20 protein-coding genes are annotated in these 19992 nt (G+C 65.9%); 13 read left to right on the top strand and 7 right to left on the bottom strand.

Going from position 1 to position 19992, the window contains the following annotated elements; translation table 11 throughout:
* Positions 1-39: 39 nt before the first annotated feature.
* The gene (locus AAFP30_RS00590) at positions 40-1614 is read right to left on the bottom strand and encodes an IclR family transcriptional regulator (protein ID WP_419227886.1); all 1575 of its coding nucleotides are present in this window, start codon (positions 1612-1614) and stop codon (positions 40-42) included.
* Between the two features lie 255 nt (positions 1615-1869).
* On the opposite strand from AAFP30_RS00590, the gene AAFP30_RS00585 reads away from it, so the two are divergent.
* From AAFP30_RS00585 to AAFP30_RS00540, 10 genes are all read left to right on the top strand, one after another.
* A complete protein-coding gene (locus AAFP30_RS00585; protein ID WP_419227885.1) occupies positions 1870-2949 on the top strand; it encodes a maleylacetate reductase in 1080 nt (359 codons plus the stop codon).
* Between the two features lie 27 nt (positions 2950-2976).
* Positions 2977-3891 (top strand): dioxygenase, encoded by a 915-nt coding sequence (locus AAFP30_RS00580; protein ID WP_419227884.1) that lies wholly within the window; start codon positions 2977-2979, stop codon positions 3889-3891.
* Positions 3892-3978: 87 nt separating this feature from the next.
* A complete protein-coding gene (locus AAFP30_RS00575) occupies positions 3979-5409 on the top strand; it encodes a sugar porter family MFS transporter (RefSeq protein ID WP_419227883.1) in 1431 nt (476 codons plus the stop codon).
* 28 nt (positions 5410-5437) lie between these two features.
* Positions 5438-5788 (top strand): universal stress protein, encoded by a 351-nt coding sequence (locus AAFP30_RS00570; RefSeq protein ID WP_419227882.1) that lies wholly within the window; start codon positions 5438-5440, stop codon positions 5786-5788.
* A gap of 66 nt (positions 5789-5854) precedes the next feature.
* Complete coding sequence (locus AAFP30_RS00565; protein ID WP_419227881.1) at positions 5855-6895, top strand: ABC transporter permease; 1041 nt, start codon at positions 5855-5857, stop codon at positions 6893-6895.
* Positions 6892-7728 carry an ABC transporter ATP-binding protein gene (locus tag AAFP30_RS00560; RefSeq protein WP_419227880.1) on the top strand — a complete coding sequence of 279 codons (837 nt, stop codon included), beginning with the start codon at positions 6892-6894 and terminating at the stop codon, positions 7726-7728. Before AAFP30_RS00565 ends, AAFP30_RS00560 begins: the two co-directional genes overlap by 4 nt.
* Positions 7725-8585, top strand: a complete 861-nt coding sequence (locus tag AAFP30_RS00555; RefSeq protein WP_419227879.1) for an ABC transporter ATP-binding protein — start codon at positions 7725-7727, stop codon at positions 8583-8585. Before AAFP30_RS00560 ends, AAFP30_RS00555 begins: the two co-directional genes overlap by 4 nt.
* Entirely contained in the window at positions 8582-9187 is a 606-nt protein-coding gene (locus tag AAFP30_RS00550; protein ID WP_419227878.1) for a TetR family transcriptional regulator, read from the top strand. The genes AAFP30_RS00555 and AAFP30_RS00550 overlap by 4 nt, the downstream gene beginning before the upstream one ends.
* A gap of 126 nt (positions 9188-9313) precedes the next feature.
* Complete coding sequence (locus AAFP30_RS00545) at positions 9314-9532, top strand: antitoxin MazE family protein (protein ID WP_419227877.1); 219 nt, start codon at positions 9314-9316, stop codon at positions 9530-9532.
* The gene (locus tag AAFP30_RS00540) at positions 9533-9865 is read left to right on the top strand and encodes a type II toxin-antitoxin system PemK/MazF family toxin (protein WP_419227876.1); all 333 of its coding nucleotides are present in this window, start codon (positions 9533-9535) and stop codon (positions 9863-9865) included.
* Positions 9866-9933: 68 nt separating this feature from the next.
* On the opposite strand, the gene AAFP30_RS00535 is transcribed toward AAFP30_RS00540, so the two are convergent.
* The 6 genes from AAFP30_RS00535 to AAFP30_RS00510 all read right to left on the bottom strand — a co-directional run bounded on the left by AAFP30_RS00535 (position 9934) and on the right by AAFP30_RS00510 (position 16985).
* Entirely contained in the window at positions 9934-11082 is a 1149-nt protein-coding gene (locus AAFP30_RS00535; RefSeq protein ID WP_419227875.1) for a substrate-binding domain-containing protein, read from the bottom strand.
* A 260-nt stretch (positions 11083-11342) separates the two neighbouring features.
* Positions 11343-12164 carry an ATP-binding cassette domain-containing protein gene (locus tag AAFP30_RS00530; protein ID WP_419227874.1) on the bottom strand — a complete coding sequence of 274 codons (822 nt, stop codon included), beginning with the start codon at positions 12162-12164 and terminating at the stop codon, positions 11343-11345.
* A gap of 5 nt (positions 12165-12169) precedes the next feature.
* Entirely contained in the window at positions 12170-13228 is a 1059-nt protein-coding gene (locus AAFP30_RS00525) for an ABC transporter permease (protein WP_419227873.1), read from the bottom strand.
* A 24-nt stretch (positions 13229-13252) separates the two neighbouring features.
* A complete protein-coding gene (locus AAFP30_RS00520; RefSeq protein WP_419228624.1) occupies positions 13253-14227 on the bottom strand; it encodes a substrate-binding domain-containing protein in 975 nt (324 codons plus the stop codon).
* 188 nt (positions 14228-14415) lie between these two features.
* Positions 14416-15774 (bottom strand): MFS transporter, encoded by a 1359-nt coding sequence (locus AAFP30_RS00515; RefSeq protein ID WP_419228623.1) that lies wholly within the window; start codon positions 15772-15774, stop codon positions 14416-14418.
* Between the two features lie 32 nt (positions 15775-15806).
* Complete coding sequence (locus AAFP30_RS00510; protein WP_419227872.1) at positions 15807-16985, bottom strand: Gfo/Idh/MocA family protein; 1179 nt, start codon at positions 16983-16985, stop codon at positions 15807-15809.
* A 177-nt stretch (positions 16986-17162) separates the two neighbouring features.
* Here AAFP30_RS00510 and iolC point away from each other — a divergent pair, with 177 nt between their 5' ends.
* Genes iolC through iolB form a run of 3 tightly spaced genes read left to right on the top strand, consistent with a single transcriptional unit; the run spans position 17163 to position 19966 of the window.
* A complete protein-coding gene (gene iolC / locus AAFP30_RS00505) occupies positions 17163-18155 on the top strand; it encodes a 5-dehydro-2-deoxygluconokinase (protein WP_419227871.1) in 993 nt (330 codons plus the stop codon).
* Positions 18148-19092, top strand: a complete 945-nt coding sequence (locus AAFP30_RS00500) for a Cgl0159 family (beta/alpha)8-fold protein (RefSeq protein WP_419227870.1) — start codon at positions 18148-18150, stop codon at positions 19090-19092. Before iolC ends, AAFP30_RS00500 begins: the two co-directional genes overlap by 8 nt.
* A 4-nt stretch (positions 19093-19096) precedes the next feature.
* Complete coding sequence (iolB, locus tag AAFP30_RS00495; protein ID WP_419227869.1) at positions 19097-19966, top strand: 5-deoxy-glucuronate isomerase; 870 nt, start codon at positions 19097-19099, stop codon at positions 19964-19966.
* Positions 19967-19992 lie beyond the last annotated feature (26 nt).

Genomic DNA, 19992 nt, shown 5'->3' with positions numbered 1-19992 from the left:
ATCAAGATGTCATGACAAATGAGGGATTTTTGATGGACTTCAGCGGGAGAAACCGTCGAAACCCAGGTAGCCGGACAGCTCCCGAGCGCCCTCGAGAACGAGCTCGGTCACCGACGGATCCTCGCCCCGATCAGCGAGAATGCCGTCGCGCATGCCACTGACCGACAACGACGCCGCAATCCGGCCGCGATGGTCGTAGATGGGTGCACCGACGGCCGCGATGCCGGGGGTGACGGTGTTGTCGCTGAGCGCGTAGCCGAGGTCGCGGACCTCGTCGAGTTGGGCGTAGAGCGCCGACCGCGAGCCGACGTCGTGAATCAGGTCTTCGCTCAGGGTCGCGATGGAGGCGTACTCCTCCCATGACTCGCGGTCTTCGAACGCCAGCAGTGCGCGCGGCGCGGCACCGATGTGCAGCGGAAGCGAGCGACCCAGGCGCAGCACGCGGCTATTGACCCGGACCCCGTCGAGCCGCTCGATGCAGACGGCCCGCGTACCGTGCCGCACGCACAGGAAGGTGGTCTCCCCCGTCGCCTCGTGAATACGGGTCATGACCGGCAGCGCGGTGCGACGAATGTCGAGGCCGAGAGTGAGATCTCGGGCCAGCGACAGCAGTTTGCCGCCGACCCGGTAGGACCCGCGGTGTTCGATCTGTTCCACCCAGCCGATGTCAGCCAGCGTGGCCAGCATCCGGTACACCGAGCTGACCGGCTCGGCGATCAGTTCGGTGAGCCGGGCCGAGGTCGCAACACGTTCTGCCGCAAGCGCTTCCATCAGCGCGCCGGCCTTGACGATCAGAGCCGGGCCGCGCGCCGACTCGCGGCCGGTGTCGGGTGCCAGGCGTGCGCCATTCACGTTGTCGGCGCGGACGCCCCGTTCGATGATGGAACGCGCGATCACCTCGGCCGCCACCCGCAGCACTCGCGCGGCCGCCTCGGCTTGCGGGAGAACGCTGGCGCGGAGGCCGGCCACCGACAGCACCCCGACCACGGTTTCGCCGATGCCGAGCACCGGCACCGCAATCGAGGCCACCCCCTCGACGATCTGACTGTCGTCGACCACCCATCCGTCGTGCATCGCCTGGGTAATGGCCGCAGTCAGCTGCGCCGCGGTCGTCGGGGTACCCGAGGCGATCTGTTCGTAGGGTGCGCGCGCCAAGGCCTCGTCCTGCAGGCGCGACTCTCCGAATGCGAGCAGTGCGATCGACGACGCACCCGCGGTGGGCGGCAGCGTCCGGCCGGGGCCGAGGTCGAGCATGTCGACGACCGACCCTTCGACGTGGTCCAGGCAGAGTGCGCCGTCACTGCGGGGCACGCAGAAGTAGACGTTCATGCCCAGCTGTTCCCGCACCCACTGCAGCTGTTTCCGCAGGTCACCGCCGTCGACGAACGCTTCGACCACCGCATCGCCCCACCGCAGCACCGCGGTGCCCAGCTCGATTCGACCATCGGCGCCGGTCCGCACCATGCCGATCTCGCGCAGCGCGTCGACCAGCCGGTAGACAGTCGGCCGCGGTTCGGAAATCGCTTTGGCGAGCTCGGCGGGCGTCGACGGGCCCCGTCGGGCCAGCTCATCGACAGCCTGCCCGGCCTTGGTCAGCAACTGAATGGCACTCACAGCACCCGTCCTTCTGTCGTTTGGCGCTCACACGCACCGTCGGCGGCCTGTGTGTCACTACCCACACCATGTGTCTCAGTAATTCGTATCACTGCTGGACCAAATCTTATGCTACTGTACGAACACGTTGTCCATTGTATGGCACCAGTCGCCGGATGGACAGCACCTCCCGGAGGGTCGATACACCACCGGTGATCACCGACCTCCGCGATGACAACTCTGCTCTGAACTCGATACGTCCAGGAGATCCGCCCCATGTCCTACGACTTCCACTACGAGGCCTTGCCGATGCGAGTGCGATTCGGCGCCGGGTCGCTGGCCACGCTCGCCGACGAGCTCGACGCCCTAGGACTCGAGCGGGTTCTCGTCCTGTGTTCTCCCGGGCAAGACGACACCGCCGAAGCGATCGCCGCGGTCTTGGGTGATCGATGTGTCGGGGTACGTCCGGATGCGGTGATGCATGTGCCCGCCGAGGTCGCCGACAAGGCGCAGCGCGAGGCCGTCGCACTTGGCGCCGACGGATGTGTGACCGTCGGCGGCGGCTCGGCGATCGGCCTGGGCAAGGCCATCGCGCTCAAGCACGGTCTGCCGATCGTGGCCGTGCCGACCACCTATGCCGGCTCGGAGATGACCCCGGTGTGGGGTCTGACCACCGACGGCAGCAAGGAGACCGGCCGCGACCCCCGCGTCCTGCCCCGCAGCGTCGTCTACGATCCGGAGCTCACTCTCACGCTGCCGACCGCGATGTCGGTGACCAGCGGTATCAACGCCATGGCCCATGCCGCCGAAGCGCTGTACGCCCCTGATGCCTCCCCGATCATCTCGCTGATGGCCGAAGAGGGCGTCCGGGCACTGGCTGCCGCGCTGCCGACGATCGTCGCCGACAGCTCCGATCCTGAGGCACGCAGCAACGCGATGTACGGCGCGTGGCTGTGCGGGGCGACGCTGGGTGCGACCACGATGTCGTTGCACCACAAGCTGTGTCACGCTCTCGGCGGCACGCTGAACCTCCCGCATGCCGCCACCCACACCGTCGTGCTGCCCTATGCCCTCGCTTACAACGCCGATTACGCGCCGACCGCGATGGCCGCACTCGCTCGCGCCCTCCCCGGCGAGGGTGCGCCGGCGATGCGACTGTGGCACCTCGCCGGCGACCTTGGCGCACCGCGCAGCCTCGCTGAACTCGGCATGACCGAGGCCGACATCGACCGGATCGCCGACGAGGTGACCAGCAAGTCCTACGGCAATCCACGTCCGTTGACCCTCAGCGGTATTCGCGACCTCCTCCGAGCCGCCTGGTCCGGCGACGAACCGACCGTCCTCACGGCATCCTGATCCAGCCCATCACGAATCGAGAACACCATGACCGAGAACACCACCATCGACCGCCCCACCCCCGCGATCTCTGCTGCCCAGTCCGAGGTGGAGGAGCAGCTGATCCGAAACGTGTTGGCCTCCTTCGACTCCTGCGACAATCCCCGACTCAAGCAGCTGATGCAGGCCATCGTGCGGCACCTGCACGCCTTCATCCGCGACGTGCGACTCACCGAAGACGAGTGGAACACCGCCATCTCGTTCCTCACCGAGGTCGGCCACATCACCGATGACCGCCGCCAGGAGTTCATCCTGCTCTCCGACGTTTTTGGCGCCTCCATGCAGACCATCAATGTCAACAACGAAGCCTACAAGAATGCCACCGAGGCAACGGTTTTCGGTCCCTTCTTTGTTGACGACGCACCACAGATCGAGCACGGCGGAGACATCGCAGGCGGCGCCACCGGTCAACCGTGCTGGGTCGAGGGCACCGTCGCCGACACCGACGGCAATCCGATCCAGAACGCCCGCATCGAGGTATGGGAGGCCGACGAGGACGGCTTCTACGACGTTCAATACGGCGACGACCGCGTGTCCGGTCGCGCACACCTATACAGCGACGACGACGGCCGTTTCCGGTTCTGGGGTCTCACCCCGACGCCATACCCGATCCCACACGACGGCCCGGTCGGCCGGATGCTCGCCGCCACCGGCCGCTCCCCCATGCGCGCATCGCATCTGCACTTCATGGTCACCGCACCCGGACAGCGCGCCCTGGTCACCCACATCTTCGTCCGCGGAGACGAACTCCTCACCAGCGACACCGTTTTCGGTGTCAAGCAATCACTCATCAAGGACTTCGTCGAACAGCCCGCAGGCACTCCCGCACCGGACGGCCGCGACCTCGGCGACTCTACTTGGGCCCGCGCCGAGTTCGACATCGTCCTCGCCCCCGAAATCTGATAGTCGCGAAATCCCCTACCTGATAACCAAACACCCCTGACCCCAACACCACCGCGTCCGCTCCCCCGGGACACGGCAGGAGACCCCATGTCCAAAATCGCCACCTCGGTCACGCGCAGCGGTATAGCGCTACCGCCGCTGCGTCCGGGCCCGCATCAACGCCGCATGGACCTCATCGCGGTCGTCGCCACCTTCGGCGGCCTGCTCTTCGGCTACGACACCGGTGTGCTCAACGGCGCACTGGAGCCGATGAGCGAACAACTCGGCCTGACCGACGTCACCGAGGGCCTCGTCGTCAGCACCCTGCTGATCGGTGCGGCGATAGGTTCATTGCTGTGCGGTCGACTCAGCGATTCCATCGGCCGCCGCAAGACCATGATCCTGCTGTCGGTCGTCTTCTTCGTCGGCACGCTCGGCGCGGTAGCTGCACCCAGCCTGGAACTCTTGCTCCCCGCCCGCTTCATCCTCGGCCTCGCGGTCGGCGGCGCATCGGTGACCGTACCGATCTACCTGTCCGAGCTGGCACCCGCCGAGCGCCGCGGAACCCTTTCCGGGCGTAACGATCTCGCGATCGTCGTCGGCCAGCTCGCCGCGTTCGTGATCAACGCCATCATCCACGCGCTCTGGGGCCAGCACGAGGGTGTCTGGCGAATCATGCTGGCCGTCTGCGCCATTCCCGCTGTCTGCATGTTCATCGGCATGCTGCGGATGCCCGAGTCTCCACGCTGGCTGATCTCCAAGGGCCGCGACGACGAAGCCCTCGAGGTCCTCACCCAGGTCCGCACCGAAGACCGCGCCCGCGCCGAAATGGCCGAGGTCGAAGAACTCGCCGAAGAAGAGAAGGCCTCGCAGACCGGCGGCATGGCCGACCTCGCCATCCCGTGGGTGCGACGCATCCTGCTGGCCGGCATCATCATCGCCGTCGGACAGCAACTCACCGGCATCAACTCCGTCATGTATTACGGCACCGATCTCCTCAAGACCGCAGGCTTCAGCGACAACGCCGCACCCATCGCCAACATCTTCATGGGTGTCGCCTCGGTCGCCGGCGGTGTGCTGTGCCTGTTCGTGGTCATCGACCGGGTCAGCCGACGCCGTCTGATTATCACCGGACTCATCGGCGTCACCATCTGCCACGCCCTGATCGTCGCATCGACTCTGGTCGTCCCCGATGGCAAGATCCAGGCGTACGCCGTGCTCGCGTTCGTCGCGCTGTTCGTCCTCGTCATGCAGACCACGCTGAACATCCCTGTCTGGGTGTGCCTGTCCGAGCTCTTCCCGCTGCGGATGCGCGGCTTCGGCATGGGCGTCTCGGTCCTCATCGGCTGGACCACCAACGCCATTGTCGGACAGGCATTCCCCACGCTCGTTTCAATCGGCGGCATCACCGGCACCTACACCGTCTTCTTCGTCGTGTGCGCCATCATGACGTTCCTCACCTACAAGACCCTGCCCAACACGAGCGGTCGGTCGCTGGAGGAACTCGAAGAGTCCTTCTCCCGCGGCGACTTCCACTGATCACCAGGATACGGAAGGAAGCAACCCCATGTGCATCATCGTCGCGGTCACCGACACCGCCGAAGGCACCCACGCACTCCACGAAGCCGTCAGCGAGGCACAGCGTTTCGACACCGACCTCGTCGCCGTCAACCTCGCCCTGACCAAACTCGACCTCTCGCAGATCGAGACCGATGTTCCCATCACCGTCGTCGACCGCACCGGTCGCGACGAACGCGATCCCGCGGACGCCGTTCTGCACGAGATCGAGCATCGCCACCCGTCACGTCTGGTCGTCGGCGTCCGACGACGCAGCGCCGTCGGCAAGGCGGTGTTGGGGTCGGTGAGCCAGCGACTGATCTTGCAGAGCCCGATCCCGGTGCTGGCGGTGAAGATCTGAGATTGACCGGAGAACAATTATTCATCACCTGGTGACATTTGGCTGATCGAGTTCTATGCTCAGTTCATGCGCGCAATGATTCTCAAGGAATTCCGCGAACTCCGGCGCGATCCGCGCACGCTCGCCATGCTGATCGTGCTGCCGCTGTTGCTGCTTGTCATCTTCGGTTATGCCGCAAACTTTTTCGTCACGTCGACGGAAGCAGCCGTGGTCGGCCCACAGGCCCAGCAGGCCGCGGCCGCGTTGCCGTCGTACTTCGACGTGACGACCATCAAACCCGGTGACACGCAGGATGATGCGGTGAACCTGTTGAAAGAGAACAAGGTTGACGTCGCCTTTGTCACCGGGCAAACCCCGACCCTGGCACTGGTCGACGGCTCCAATCTGTTTTCGGCTCAGTCCACAGTCGGCATCCTCAACAAAGCTGGCGCCGCCGTCAAAACCGAGGTGCTGTTCAATCCCGACCTGAAGACGTCGTGGGTCATGGTGCCCGCCATCATCGGCCTGATCCTCACCTTCATCGGCACCATCATCACCAGCATCGGACTGGTCCGGGAGCGTGAGGCGGGCACACTGGAGCAACTGGCGGTCATGCCGATCAAACCCAGCCAGGTGATCCTCGGCAAGATCGCACCGTATTTCCTGCTCGCCGCGATCGACATGATCATTGTGACCCTGCTGGGCATGCTGTTGTTCGGAGTACCGTTCAACGGCAACGTCCTCGCCTTCGCGCTCGGCGGTGCCATCTTCCTGTTCGTCGTCCTCGGATTGGGTGTGCTGATATCGACGATGTCGCAGACCACGGGACAGGCCATCCAAACCGCCTTCATGTTCCTGCTACCGCAGATCCTGTTGTCGGGCATGATTTTTCCGCTCGACGCGATGGCTGCCGGGGTGCGGTGGATCGGCTACCTGTTGCCGCTGACCTACTTCACCATGATCTCCCAAGGCATCATGTTGCGCGGTGCACCGATATCGTCGCTCTGGCTGCCGTTCTTGGTGCTCACGCTGATGGCGGTAGTCGTGTTCACCGGTGCAACACTGCGATTCCGACGAGATCTGGCGCCCAACGCGCCGAAGACCTCGCGGAAGGTCGACGCCTCATGATCGCCTCTGCCAGAAACGTTTCCGTCCGCTTCGGCAACACGGTAGCGCTCGACGACGTGACGGTGGAACTGTCGGGCGGCACCGTGGTCGCCGTGGTCGGGGGCGACGGTGCCGGCAAGACGACGCTATTGCGCGCCTTCGCCCGCGAAGTCATTCCCCAGTCCGGAGAGGTGGATGCGCCGACGAAGTCCGAGATGGGCTTCCTCCCTGCCGGACCGGGGAATTGGGGCGCGCTCACGGTTCGGCAGAACCTCGACTTCGTCGGCGGCATCTACGGACTGTCCGGCACCGCGCTGACCGACCGGCGCGAGGAGATGATCGCCCGCGCGGGACTCGAAGTCGCCGCCGACCGCACCGCATCCGCCCTGTCTGGCGGCATGCGCCGCAAGCTCGCAGCGTCAATGGCGATGATCCATCGACCACGCCTGATCATCCTCGACGAACCCAGCACCGGCGTCGACCCGGTCAGCCGAATCGACCTGTGGCGCATGATCTCCGAATGCGCCGCCGACGGTGCCGCGGTCATCATGTCGACGACCTACCTCGACGAGGCCGAACGCGCCGGGGAACTACTCGTCCTCGACAGCGGACGCACCCTCGCCCAGGGGTCCTACGACGACGTCCGCGCCGGATTCCGCGGAACCATCACGCGCACGACGCAACCGATACGCCGCGAATGGTCCTGGCGCCGTGGACATGAACGCCACGAATACTGGCCCGACGGATCTGCGCCCACCGACAGCGACCCGGGATCGATCGTCACGCCCGACCTCGAAGACATCGTCATCTCCCTGTCGTTACAACGGCAGATGTCCACCGGAGCGACCGTATGACCGACAGACCCGTCATCACAGCCACCTCGGTGACCAAGAAGTTCGGCGACTTCACCGCCGTCGGCGACGTCACCATGGATGTCCGGCCCGGTGAAGTGGTTGGTCTGCTCGGCGCCAACGGCGCCGGCAAGACCACCCTGATCCGGATGCTTCTCGGATTGCTGCGCCCCACCGACGGTTCGGTCTCGCTGTTCGACGGCCCGCCCGATCGCGACCGACGCGCACGCCTCGGCTATGTGCCCCAGAACCTCGGCCTGTACCGCGATCTGACCGTCGCCGAGAATCTCGAGTTCTCCACCGGCACGTACGGAGTGCCGGTGCCCGAGCTGCCCGACGACCTCCGCACGCATGCCCGGACACTGGTCGGCGACCTTCCCCTGGGTGCACAACGCCGGATCGCGTTCATCGTCGCGCTCGCCCACTCCCCCGCCGCACTCGTGCTCGACGAACCCACCTCCGGTGTCGACGCGCTCTCCCGGGCTCGGCTGTGGGACACCATCCGCGCCGAATCCGACAAGGGCACCGGCGTTCTCGTCACCACGCACTACATGGAGGAGGCCCAGGAGTGTGACCGCCTGTTGCTGATGTCGGCAGGTCAACTCGTCGCCCACGGCAGCGAAGCCGACATCATCGGCGACACCCGCGCGGTGTCGGTGACCACCGACGACTGGCAGCTGGCCTTCGCCGCACTGAACTCGGCACATGTCCCGGTGATCCTGTCGGGCCGCTCGATCCGGGTCGCCGACACCGATCCGACTGCGCTGCACCAGATTCTCAATCAGGCAGGAATCGCCGCGTCCATCACACCCGTGCCGGCCACGATCGAAGAGAAGATGTTGGTGCTGGCCCGATCATGACTCCGCGCGCACGTGGCCGGCCGCGCCTCGACTCAGGGCGACCCGAGGCACGGACCGCCATCCTGACCTCCGCGCGAGAGTTGTTCGCCGAGCGTGGATTCGAGCGCACCACCATGCGCGCCATCGCCGCGCGCGCCGGTGTGGACCCGGCGTTGATCCACCACTACTTCGGCAACAAGGACGCGTTGACCGTCGAGGCCTTGCGACCCGAAGTGGACCCGACCGCGATCTTTCACGACCTGACTGCCGACACGCCCCATCTCGGCACCGAATTCGTCACGCGGGTCCTGACGGTGTGGGAGAACGACGTCCCGCAGCGAGAACGGGCGATCGCCTTGCTGCGCATCGCCGTCACCCACGACCAGGTCGCCGAACGCATGCGGGATTTCTTCTTCGGACTGGCGACGCTGGCGCTCGGCGAGGTCGCCGCCGAGGAGAACCGCGAGTTGCGTATCGCGATGATCGCCGGCCACGTCCTCGGCATCCTGATGATGCGATACGTCTTGCGACAGCCCGATATCGCCGGCGCCGGCGTAGCCGAGCTCGCCACACGCATGGGGCCGGCGGTGGATCACTATCTGACCGGATCCGTTGACGGTTGAGTAGAAGCGCAGGAAACTGCCCGTCCACACACGAGATCCCGTATGTAGATGGGACAAACCGTGTGTCAACTCTCTGCGCCGGATGAGATCCCAGCCGAGGTGCTCCGTTTCATGTAACATGCCGGTATGGCATCAACCCGTGATCGTGTCCGCGAACATCGCAAGCGGCTGCGCGCGCAAGGTTTGCGGCCGGTCCAGATCTGGGTGCCAGACGTCAACTCCCCCGAGTTTGCCGCCGAAGCGCATCGACAGTCGGCGGCTGTTGCGGCGAGCCCCCAGGAGGCCGATGACCAGGCTTTCGTCGATGCTATTTCGGTCGACTGGGATGACGACGAGACAATCTGAATGCGGCGCGGGGACATTTACATCGGAGCCGCTCGCGGTGCGTACACCGGTAAGCCTCGACCTGTTGTTGTCATTCAGGACGACCGTTTCGACGCGAGTTCTTCGGTCACTGTTGTGCCGTTGACCAGTAGCGGTACGGATGCTCCATTATTTCGAATCGTCGTCGAAGCAACCGAGGTCACGGGTCTGAATCAACGATCGAGTCTCATGGTGGACAAGGTCACGACGGTTCCGCGCGCAAGCCTGACCACAAACATCGGCCGGCTACCGGACGCGACGATCGTTGCGTTGAATCGGTCGCTCTTCGTGTTCCTCGGACTGGCACCAGGCTGAATAACGAACCTTCAGCTTGACTGCAAGTCTATAGATTTCGTTGTGCCCCAGATGATTCCGCGCAATTATTACTCTTGCGGCACCCCAACGATCTTGCCTGCCTCGCGCGCTTTGTGCACCCAGGTCTCACCCAGGTCACCGGGCAGCGCGACGAAGATGGCGTCGATCTCCGGGTCGTCGATGAGGTCTTCATAGAGGCCGTAGCTGGCCATGATGCCGAGGCGGTCGGCGATCTCCCACGCGACCGCCGTCGATGCGCTGGCCACTACTTCGATGGCTCCGGAAACCCTTCCGGGAGTGCCGAGTTCGCGGACGAGGTGGTCGTCGCAGGTGTCGGCGAGCAGTCCCCAGCGCACCGGGGGCGCCGTCGTCGGAGCATCGGGGTCCCAGCCGGCCGGCGGTGAGGTGGTGCCGCGGACCATCAACTCGGGTTCGAGCGCAATCGATCCGTAGAAGCCGAAGCCGCCGGTGTTGGCGGCACGGTCGGAGTCGCCGACCAGGGAGGCGACGGCCTCGATGGTTGCTCCGGCCAGGCCGGCGACGTCTTGGCGGATCGTCGTGAGGTTCACGTGCCCGAGGACTGCGTGCGGGCCGTCGTCGTAGCCGACGATCGACATGTCATCGGGGATGCGAATGCCGTTGTTGCGCATGACGTCGATGAAGCCGACGGCCATGCGGTCGTTGGCTAGGAAGACCGCGGTCGGCAGATTTCCCTCGGCGAGCATCCGTTCGGCGGCCAGCGCGCCGGCCTCTTCGGTGTAATCGCCGACGAGGGTTCGGCATTCGTCGCGGTAGCCGGCGGCGGTCATCGCGCCAAGGTAGCCGCGCAGTCGTTCGGCAGCGCAGGGGTGTTCGCCGCCTTCGATGTGGGCGATCGCGCTGTGACCGAGGTCGATCAGATACTGGACGGCGAGGTGAGCACCGCGCCATTCGTCGGTGCCGATGGTGACCGCGTTGAGGTTGGGCAGTCGTTCGCCGACGATGACGATGGGTACCTGGACGTCGAACTGGTCGCCGTATTCGGCGCCGACGACGATGACCACCGCACAGCCCTGGGTGACGAGATCGTCGACGGCCCGCGCGCGGCTGCGGGTCGCGCTGTGCATGCCCAACGCGAGGCGGTACCCGACGTCGTCGGCCGCCCGATACAACTCGTCGATGAGGTCGGCTTCGAAGGGGCTCGACGCCCCGAACACGACACCGATGTGGCGTGACATCAGCCTCACCTCCGTTCTTTTGTCTGGCTCACAACGTATCTCACCATGCGGGTTGGTGGTGGTGGTTCCCACGGTGATCGGCGAATGTGTGGTTTCGACCAGCGTCGGGCTCACTTCGTTCGCTCGTCGCGCTCAACCAGCGGACGGAGCCGACGCGGACAACTCAGCGTCGCGCTCAACCAGCGGGAGAGTCGCGCCAACTGACCACCCGCCCGACCCCCTGCGGGGTCGGGCGGGTGGTCACAGCACGAGCGCGAACGTCAGGGGCGATCGCCGCGGAGTTCGTGGCTCAGGGTGTCGAGTTCGTCGCCACCAGCCATCTGCTGGGTCAACTCCTCGAGATCGATCTCGTCGTAGGTGCAATCCAGCTTCTGGCGTCCACGATTCAAGAGCACGAAGTGATCGCCGACCATGTGCGCGTGGTGCGGGTTGTGGGTGATGAACACGACCCCGAACCCCTGATCCCGCGCGGCGGAAATGTAGCGGAGCACGGTACCGGACTGCTTGACGCCCAGTGCGGCGGTCGGCTCGTCGAGGATCAGGACGCGCGCACCGAAATAGATGGCGCGGGAGATCGCCACACACTGGCGCTGACCACCCGACAACGACCCGATCGGCGCGTCGACATCGGGCAGGTCGATGCCCATCTTGAACAGTTCCTCTTTGGTGGTCGCCCGCATCGCCTGAATATCCAACGACCGGAACGGACCCTTCCGCAGTTCCTGGCCGAGGAAGAAGTTACGCCACACCGGCATCAACCCCACCACCGCCAGATCCTGATACACCGTCGCGATCCCGGTCTGCAGGGCGTGTTTGGGCGAGTCGAGTTTCATCTCCTCGCCGTCGATCAACAACTCACCTTCGGTCTGCTGATGCAGGCCGGCCATGATCTTGATCAGGGTGGACTTGCCCGCACCGTTGTCACCCAGCACGCAGGTGACCTCACCGGCGTTGACGCGCAGGTTGATGCCCTTCAAGGCGATGATCGCACCGTAGGACTTGCCCACGTCTTTGAGTTCGATGAGCGGGACCTTGCCGCCGGAGGATTCGGACTCGGGTTTGGTTTCGATAGCAGAACTCATCTCGGTCACCTCTTGGACGCGTAGTTACGGAAGGCATTGTTGGCGACGACCGCGAACAGCAGCATCACGCCCATGAAGAACTTGAACCAGTCCGGGTTCCATCCGGCGTAGACAATGCCCTGGTTGACCATGCCGAAGATGAACGCTCCGATCGCGGCACCGATCGCCGTACCGTAGCCACCGGTGAGCAGGCAGCCACCGACGACTGCGGCGATGATGTAGAAGAACTCGTTGCCCACACCCTGACCGGACTGCACGGTGTCGAAGGCGAACAGCAGATGCATGCCCACGAACCAGGCGCAGAACCCGACGAACATGAACATGCCGATCTTGACCGCGGTCACCGGCACGCCGACGGCCCGGGCGGAGTCCTGGTTGCCGCCGACGGCGAAGATCCAGTTACCGATGCGGGTGCGCATCAGCACCCAGGTGGCGAGCAGGGTGAACAGAATCCACCACACCACCGTGATCCGCACCGACACCCCGAACAGGGTGAACGAGGAGGCGAACACCTTCTGCGCCGAATCAAAACCCTGCATATCCGCGATCGACGGGGTCGCGACCTGACCGGTCACCAGCTTGGTGACCGCCAGATTGATGCCGGTGATCATCAAGAACGTCGACAGCGTGATCAAGAACGACGGGATCTTGGTTTTCATCACCAGATAGCCGTTGAAGAACCCCACAGCCAGCGACAGCACCAGGGCCATCGCCGCGCCCACCCACACATTCAGGTGCAGGTTGTAGGCCAGCATCGAGGCCATCAACGACGAGAACGTGACTGCGACACCGGTCGAGAGGTCGAACTCGCCGCCGATCATCAATACCGCCACACCACACGCCATGATCCCGATCGTCGAGGACGCGTACAAGATGGTGGCCAGCGCTTCGGGTGACCGGAACGGCGGAGCCACGATCAGGAAGAAGATGAAGATCGCGATCGCCCCGAACAGGGCACCGACCTCCGGGCGAACCAACAAGCGCTGCAACGGCTTCTGCCGTTTCACCCGCTCATCGGTCACCGGCTTGTGAGTGGACAGATCCAAGTCTGCTTGTGTACTCATGGTTTTCCTTTATCCGGCCCGCGGTCAGCGGGTGCCGTTCTTGGCGTACTCGGCGACCTTGTCGATGTTCGACTGGTCGATGAATGCGGGGCCGGTCAGCACTGCCTGGCCGCCGCCGATGGTGTTGCCGTTGGTGAGGTAGAGCCACAGCGAGTCGACGGCGAGGTAGCCCTGCAGGTACGGCTGCTGGTCGACGGCCCACTTGACCTCGCCGCTCTTGATCAGGTCGACGAGTGCGGAGTTGGTGTCGAAGGTGGCGATCTCGGCGTTGGAGCCGGCGTTGCCCTTGGACTTGACCGCGGTCTGGGCGATCGGCGCGCCGAGGGTCATGATCGCGTCGATCGACGGATCCTGCTGGAGCTTCGCGGTCATCGTCGACTCGACGGACGGCATGTCCTTGGAGTTGACGTTCAGGATCTCGAAGGAGCCTCCGGTGAAGCCTTCCTTCACGCCGGCGCAACGGGATTCGAGGGCGACCTGTCCCTGCTCCTGGATGACGCACAGGACGTGCTTCTTGCCTTCCTTGGCGAGACGCTCACCGGCGGCGCGGCCGGCGATCTTCTCGTCCTGACCGAAGTACTGCTGGACGCCCATCGCCTTCCAGTCGTCGTAGCCGGAGTTGAAGGCGGTGACCGGGATGTTCGCGGCGAGTGCGGCCTTGACGGCTGGAGCCATCGCGTCCGGCTTGGCCAGGGTGACCGCGATGCCGTCGACCTTGGAGTCGATCGCCGACTGCACGAGGTTTGCCTGGTTCGGCGCCTCCGGGTCGGACGAGTACTTGAGTTCGACGTTGTCCTTCTTGGCCGCCATTTCGGCGCCCTTGCGGATGAGGTCCCAGAAGGAGTCGCCCGGAACCTCGTGGGTGACCATGGCAATGGTCAACTGCTCGGTGCCGGCATTGCCGGCGTTGTCGCCGCCGTTGTCCCCGGTGTCGGGGTTGCCGCCGGTGCTCGAGCAACCTGCGACGATCACCACCGCGGACGTTGCTGCCGCGGCCATGGCCGCGATCCGACGCATCCGTCCGCCCCGGCGGCGTTCTGTCGAGTTCATCGTTGTCTCTTCCCTTCGATCTGCCTGCGAGCTTGAGTTCGCAGTGTCCGAGGAGCCACTCTCCTGTGAAGATGTAATACCGGTCACAGGTGCCGTGTCAAGACTTTGTTAGGACATTCGGTGTTTATTTTTGGCGACTAGCCGCCGACGGCTTGCCGGCCGGCCCCGACCGGCAGCCGGACCGCACCGACGGCGCAGACCGCCATGAGCGCGCCGAGCAGCAAGAATGCCGCGGAATACGGCCCGGCGGGTAGCCCGTCGGCGGCGCCGGAGAACGCGGCGACGGCCACCGCCCCGACCGCGACACCGAAGGCCGAACCGAGCTCCTGAACCGCCGCGTGCAACGCGTTGGCGTCGCTGAGATCGTCGGGGTCGACGTCGGAGAAGGCGAGGGTGTTGTAGGCGGAGAAGCCGATGGACCGCAGGGCACCGGAGATGACGAGCACGGTCGCGATCACGACGCTTGCCGTCGCCGGACCCAGCATTGCCAGCGCGACGAATCCGAGCACCGACGCCGACAGATCGACGGTGAGTACCCCGCGAATCCCCCAGCGCCGCATCATCGGTGTGGTCAGCGGCTTGATCACGACGTTGCCGACGAACAGGGCGGCCACCATGGCCCCGGCGGCGACCGGTGTCCACCCGAACCGCAACTGGAACATCAGCGGCAGCAGGAACGGCACCGCGGTGATCGCCATCCGATAGACCGTGCCGTAGCCGATCACGGTGGCCAGCGAATGCACCCGCAGCACATCGAGATTCAGCAGCGGATGCGGCGAAGACCGCAGCCGGGCCAGCGCCAGATATCCGACGATGACCGCGACCCCAGCGGTGACCGACAGCCACCACCACCGCGGATGTGTCGCGGTCAACTCTTGGGCCGCGAGCATCGCCGCGCCCACCGCAACCGTCGTCGCGATGACGCCGGGGACGTCGAGAGGTCTTCGTCCCGAACCTGATTCGGCCGGTCGGCAGACGACGAATGCCACCGCGAGCCCGAGCACCCCGAGTGGGATGTTGATGGCGAAGATCCACCGCCAGCTCGTGTGCGTGACGATCAGACCACCGAGCAGCGGCGCGAGAACCGGGGCGATCAGCGCCGGCCAGGTGAGGTAGGCGATGGCGCGGACGATGTCGGAGCGTTCGACGCTGCGCAGCACGGCCAACCGGCCGACCGGCACCATCATCGCGCCGCCCGCCGCCTGCAGCACCCGCATGCCCACCAGCACCGCCAGACTCGGCGCCACCGCGCATCCTGCCGATGCGATGGTGAAAAGGACCATCGCGCACAGGAATACGCGGCGCACCCCAAACCGGTCGGCCACCCACCCGGAGAGCGGGATGAGCACCGCCAGGGTGATCAGGTAGCTGGTGACCACCACCGTCGCGTCGAGCGGTCGCACATCGAACGCGGCGCCGATGGCCGGAAGTGCGGTGGCGACGATCGTCGCGTCGAGGATCTCCATGAACATCGCACCGGCCCCGAGCAGGGCCAGCGCGTGCGGGAAGGAGGTCCCCGTCGGACTCGTCACGCCGAAACGGTGGAGACCCCCACCGGCGACACCCAGGTGCCTTCGCGGACCGACGTGGTCATCGCGTCGAGTACCTCCGCGCTGCGCACGGCGTCGTCGATGGTGGCGCCCGCTAGCGCGGGGTCGTTGATCGACGCGAGGAAGCGCGCAGCCTCGATAACCTTGAGGTCGTCGTAGCCCATGGCGTTGGCCGAACCGGGCTGGAACCTGTCGTACTCACCGTGCCCCGGTCCGACGTAGATCGTCGAGACCGACTGATCCTGGTAGGCCTCGCCGGCGCCCAGCTCGAGTTCACCCATCCGCCGATAATCCCAGCGCACGACACCCTTGGTGCCGTGGATCTCGAAGCCATAGGAGTTCTGCGCACCGACGGAGACGCGGCTGGCCTCGAGCACGCAGCGGGCGCCCGACGCCATCCGCAGCTGCGCGGAGAGGTAGTCCTCGTTCTCCACCGGGCCGCGTTCGCCGCCGCTGGCCAACTGGTGTCCGGCGGTGGCGCCGGTCGGCTTGGGACGCTCGGTGATGAAGGTCGCGGTGTCGGCGACCAGCGAGTCGATGTCACCGAGCAGGAACCAGACCAGGTCGGCGCCGTGCGAGGCGAGGTCGCCGAGGACGCCGTTGCCGCCACGGTCGCGCTGGAATCGCCAGCTCAGTGCGCCGTCCGGGTGGGCGGCGTAGTCGCTGAACAGCCGGAACCGGGAGTGCGTGACCTCACCGATCTCGCCTGCTGCGATCAGTTCGCGGGCGGCCTCGACGGCAGGTGCGTTGCGGTAGTTGAAGCCGACGGCGGTGCGAACCCCGGCGGCGTGCGCGGCGTCGGCAACGGCCCGGGCATCGTCGGCCGAGAGTCCGACCGGCTTCTCGATCCACAGGTGCTTGCCCGCGGCGACCACGGCGCAGCCGATGTCGCGGTGCAGGAAGTTGGGTGCGGTGACGCTGACCGCGCCGATCGTCGGGTCGTCGACGACCTCCTGCCAGTCGGCGACGACGGCCGGCACATCGAACTGGGCGGCCGCCGCGGCGGCGCGGTCGGTGACCTCGTCGGCGATCACCGACAGTTTCGGCACCGGGCGGAGTTCAGGAAAATGGTGACGCAGGCGCGCATAGGCCTGCGCATGGGCGCGACCCATCCAGCCGAAGCCGATGATGCCGACGGGCATTGTCTCTGCTGCCATTTCGGGTCCTCTCGGAAAGGTCTGCAACCAGTGTGGTGCAGGCGTGTGATCCCGGCCACCACTATGCCAGGTAAGAATGTCAGGACAAAGTCTTGACATTGACGTGTGGGCTGACGCACAGTGGTTACCAAGTTCGAAACAGTCCTGGTTTCACAGACCTCGAGCAGGGAGCAGTACGTGACCGCACAGCATTCGTCCCCGTCGGGCGGGACCGCCAACTTCGACGTAGTGGCCATCGGCCGCAGCGGGGTCGACATCTATCCGCAGCAGATCGGTGTCGGCCTGGAGGACGTGACCAGCTTCGGCAAGTTCCTCGGCGGTAGTGCCGCCAACGTCAGCGTCGCCGCCGCGCGCCTGGGACATTCCGCGGCACTGATCTCCGGCGTCGGCGACGACCCCTTCGGTCGCTTCGTCCGCACCGAACTCGATCGTCTCGGCGTGGACAACCGGTTCGTCTCCATCGACGAGCAGTACCCCACCCCGGTGACCTTCTGCGAGATCTTCCCGCCGGACGACTTCCCGCTGTACTTCTACCGCAAGCCCGCGGCCCCGGATCTGCAGATCGAGATCGCCGACATCGACACCGCCGCCGTGCACGACGCGCGTCTGTACTGGTCGACGGTGACCGGTCTGTCCGAAGAGCCCTCGCGCAGTGCCCATTTCGCTGCTTGGGAGGCTCGCGGACGGCAGTCGCTGACCGTGCTCGACCTCGACTACCGCCCGATGTTCTGGGAGTCGCCGGCCGCGGCCACCGAGCAGGTCCGCAAGGCCCTCGGACATGTCACCGTCGCCGTCGGCAACAAGGAGGAGTGCGAGGTCGCCGTCGGCGAGACCGACCCGCACAAGGCAGCCGACGCGCTGCTCGACCTCGGCGTCGAGCTGGCCATCGTCAAGCAGGGACCGCGCGGCGTGCTCGGCAAGACCCGCCACGAAACCGTCGAGTCCCCGCCCATCCCGGTCGACGTCGTCAACGGTCTGGGCGCCGGCGACAGCTTCGGCGGCAGCCTCTGCCACGGCCTGCTCTCCGGCTGGCCGCTGGAGCAGATCCTGCGCCACGCCAACGCCGCAGGCGCGATCGTCGCCGGCCGCCTCGAATGCTCGACTGCCATGCCCACCGCCGACGAGGTCGCCGCCCTCGCCGCCACCGTTGAGGAGAATGTCAATGTCTGAGGTTGCGACCCGCCGCAAACCCGAGAACGCCGCCGGCGGCCTCTACCCGCTCGGTACCGCCCCCACCTGCACCACCTACGCCGAGGTGACTGCGGTCCGGGCCCAGCACCCCGCCGCCATCGCCGAGGCGTGGGCGCAGCGTCGTCGCCGCAGCACCGTCAACGGCTCCGACCGGCTGATGATCGTCGCCGCCGACCACCCGGCCCGCGGCGCCCTGGCCGTCGGCGCCAATCCGACCGCGATGAACAGCCGTTCCGACCTCCTCGACCGGTTGCGCACCGCGCTGGCCAACCCCGGCGTCGACGGTGTGCTCGCCACCTCCGACATCCTCGAGGACCTGCTGCTGCTCGGCGCACTCGAGGACAAGGTGGTGTTCTCGTCGATGAACCGCGGCGGCCTGGCCGGCGCAACGTTCGAACTCGACGACCGCATGACCGCGGCCACCGCCCGCTGGACCATCGACTCCGGCATCAACGGCGCCAAGATGCTGTGCCGCGTCGACCTCAACGATCCCGGCACGCTGAATATGATGACCGCCTGCGCCGCGGCCGTCGACGAACTCGCCGCCGGCGGATCGATCGCCATGCTCGAGCCGTTCCTGTCCTCGCGGGTCGACGGCAAGGTCAAAAACGACCTCACCGCCGACGCGGTCATCAAGTCGATGCACATCATCCAGGGCCTTGGCTCCACCTCGGCCTACACCTGGCTCAAGCTGCCGGTGGTCGACGAGATGGAACGCGTCATGGACGCCACCACCCTGCCGACCCTGCTGCTCGGCGGCGACCCGCAAACCGCGCCCGACGAGACCTTCGCCAGTTGGGAACGCGCCCTGCAGATTCCGGCGGTCCGCGGGCTGATCGTCGGCCGTACCCTGCTGTACCCGAGCGACGACGACGTGGCCACCGCCGTGGACACCGCCGTCAACCTGGTGCAGTGATCGCATGAACTCCAAGTGGTACATCCCCGCCCGCTCGGCCACCGCGCCGCTGACCGTCGACGTCACCCCGGAGTCGGCCGGCTGGACCGAATCGTCGCTGTTCGTCGTCGAACTCGCTGCCGGCGAATCCGTTTCGCGCGACAGCGGCCTCGACGAGATCATGGTCGTCCCGCTGGCCGGTTCGGCCACCGTGACCGCCGACGGCAGGACTTTCGAACTGGCCGGTCGGGCAAGCGTTTTCGCCGGACCGAGTGACTTCGCCTACGTCGGCCGGGACACCGAGTTCACCGTGTCGAGCACCGCGGGCGGACGATTCGCCCTCTGCGGCGCGCGGGCTTCGAAGAAGTTGCCGTTCCGCTACGGCCCGGCCGCCGATGTTCCCGTCGAGCTGCGCGGTGCCGGCAACTGCAGCCGCCAGGTGCACAACTTCGGCACAGCCGGTGTGTTCGAGGCGGATTCGCTCATCGCCTGCGAGGTCATCACCCCGGGCGGCAACTGGTCGAGCTACCCGTCGCACAAGCACGACGAGAACTCCGATGTCGAATCGCAGCTCGAGGAGATCTACTACTTCGAGATCAGTAAGGGCGACAACGGTTCCGACGGTTTCGGCTATCACCGGGTCTACGGCACACCGGAGCGGCCCATCGAGGTCCTCGAGGAGGTGCGCGACGGCGACGTGGTCCTGGTGCCACACGGCTACCACGGTCCCTCGATCGCCGCGTCGGGCTATCACATGTACTACCTCAACGTGATGGCCGGACCAGGTGAGGAACGTGCCTGGAACATCTGCGACGACCCCGCCCACACCTGGCTGCGCGGTAGTTGGGAACACCAAGAGGTGGATCCCCGACTCCCCCTGCACAAGTCCAACTGACCAACCACCTCCGAGAAAGAAGCAAT

This window comes from Gordonia sp. CPCC 205515, assembly GCF_048537925.1.
In the GTDB taxonomy this organism is placed as follows: Bacteria; Actinomycetota; Actinomycetes; order Mycobacteriales; family Mycobacteriaceae; genus Gordonia.
This window is presented reverse-complemented; position numbering and strand designations above follow the sequence as displayed.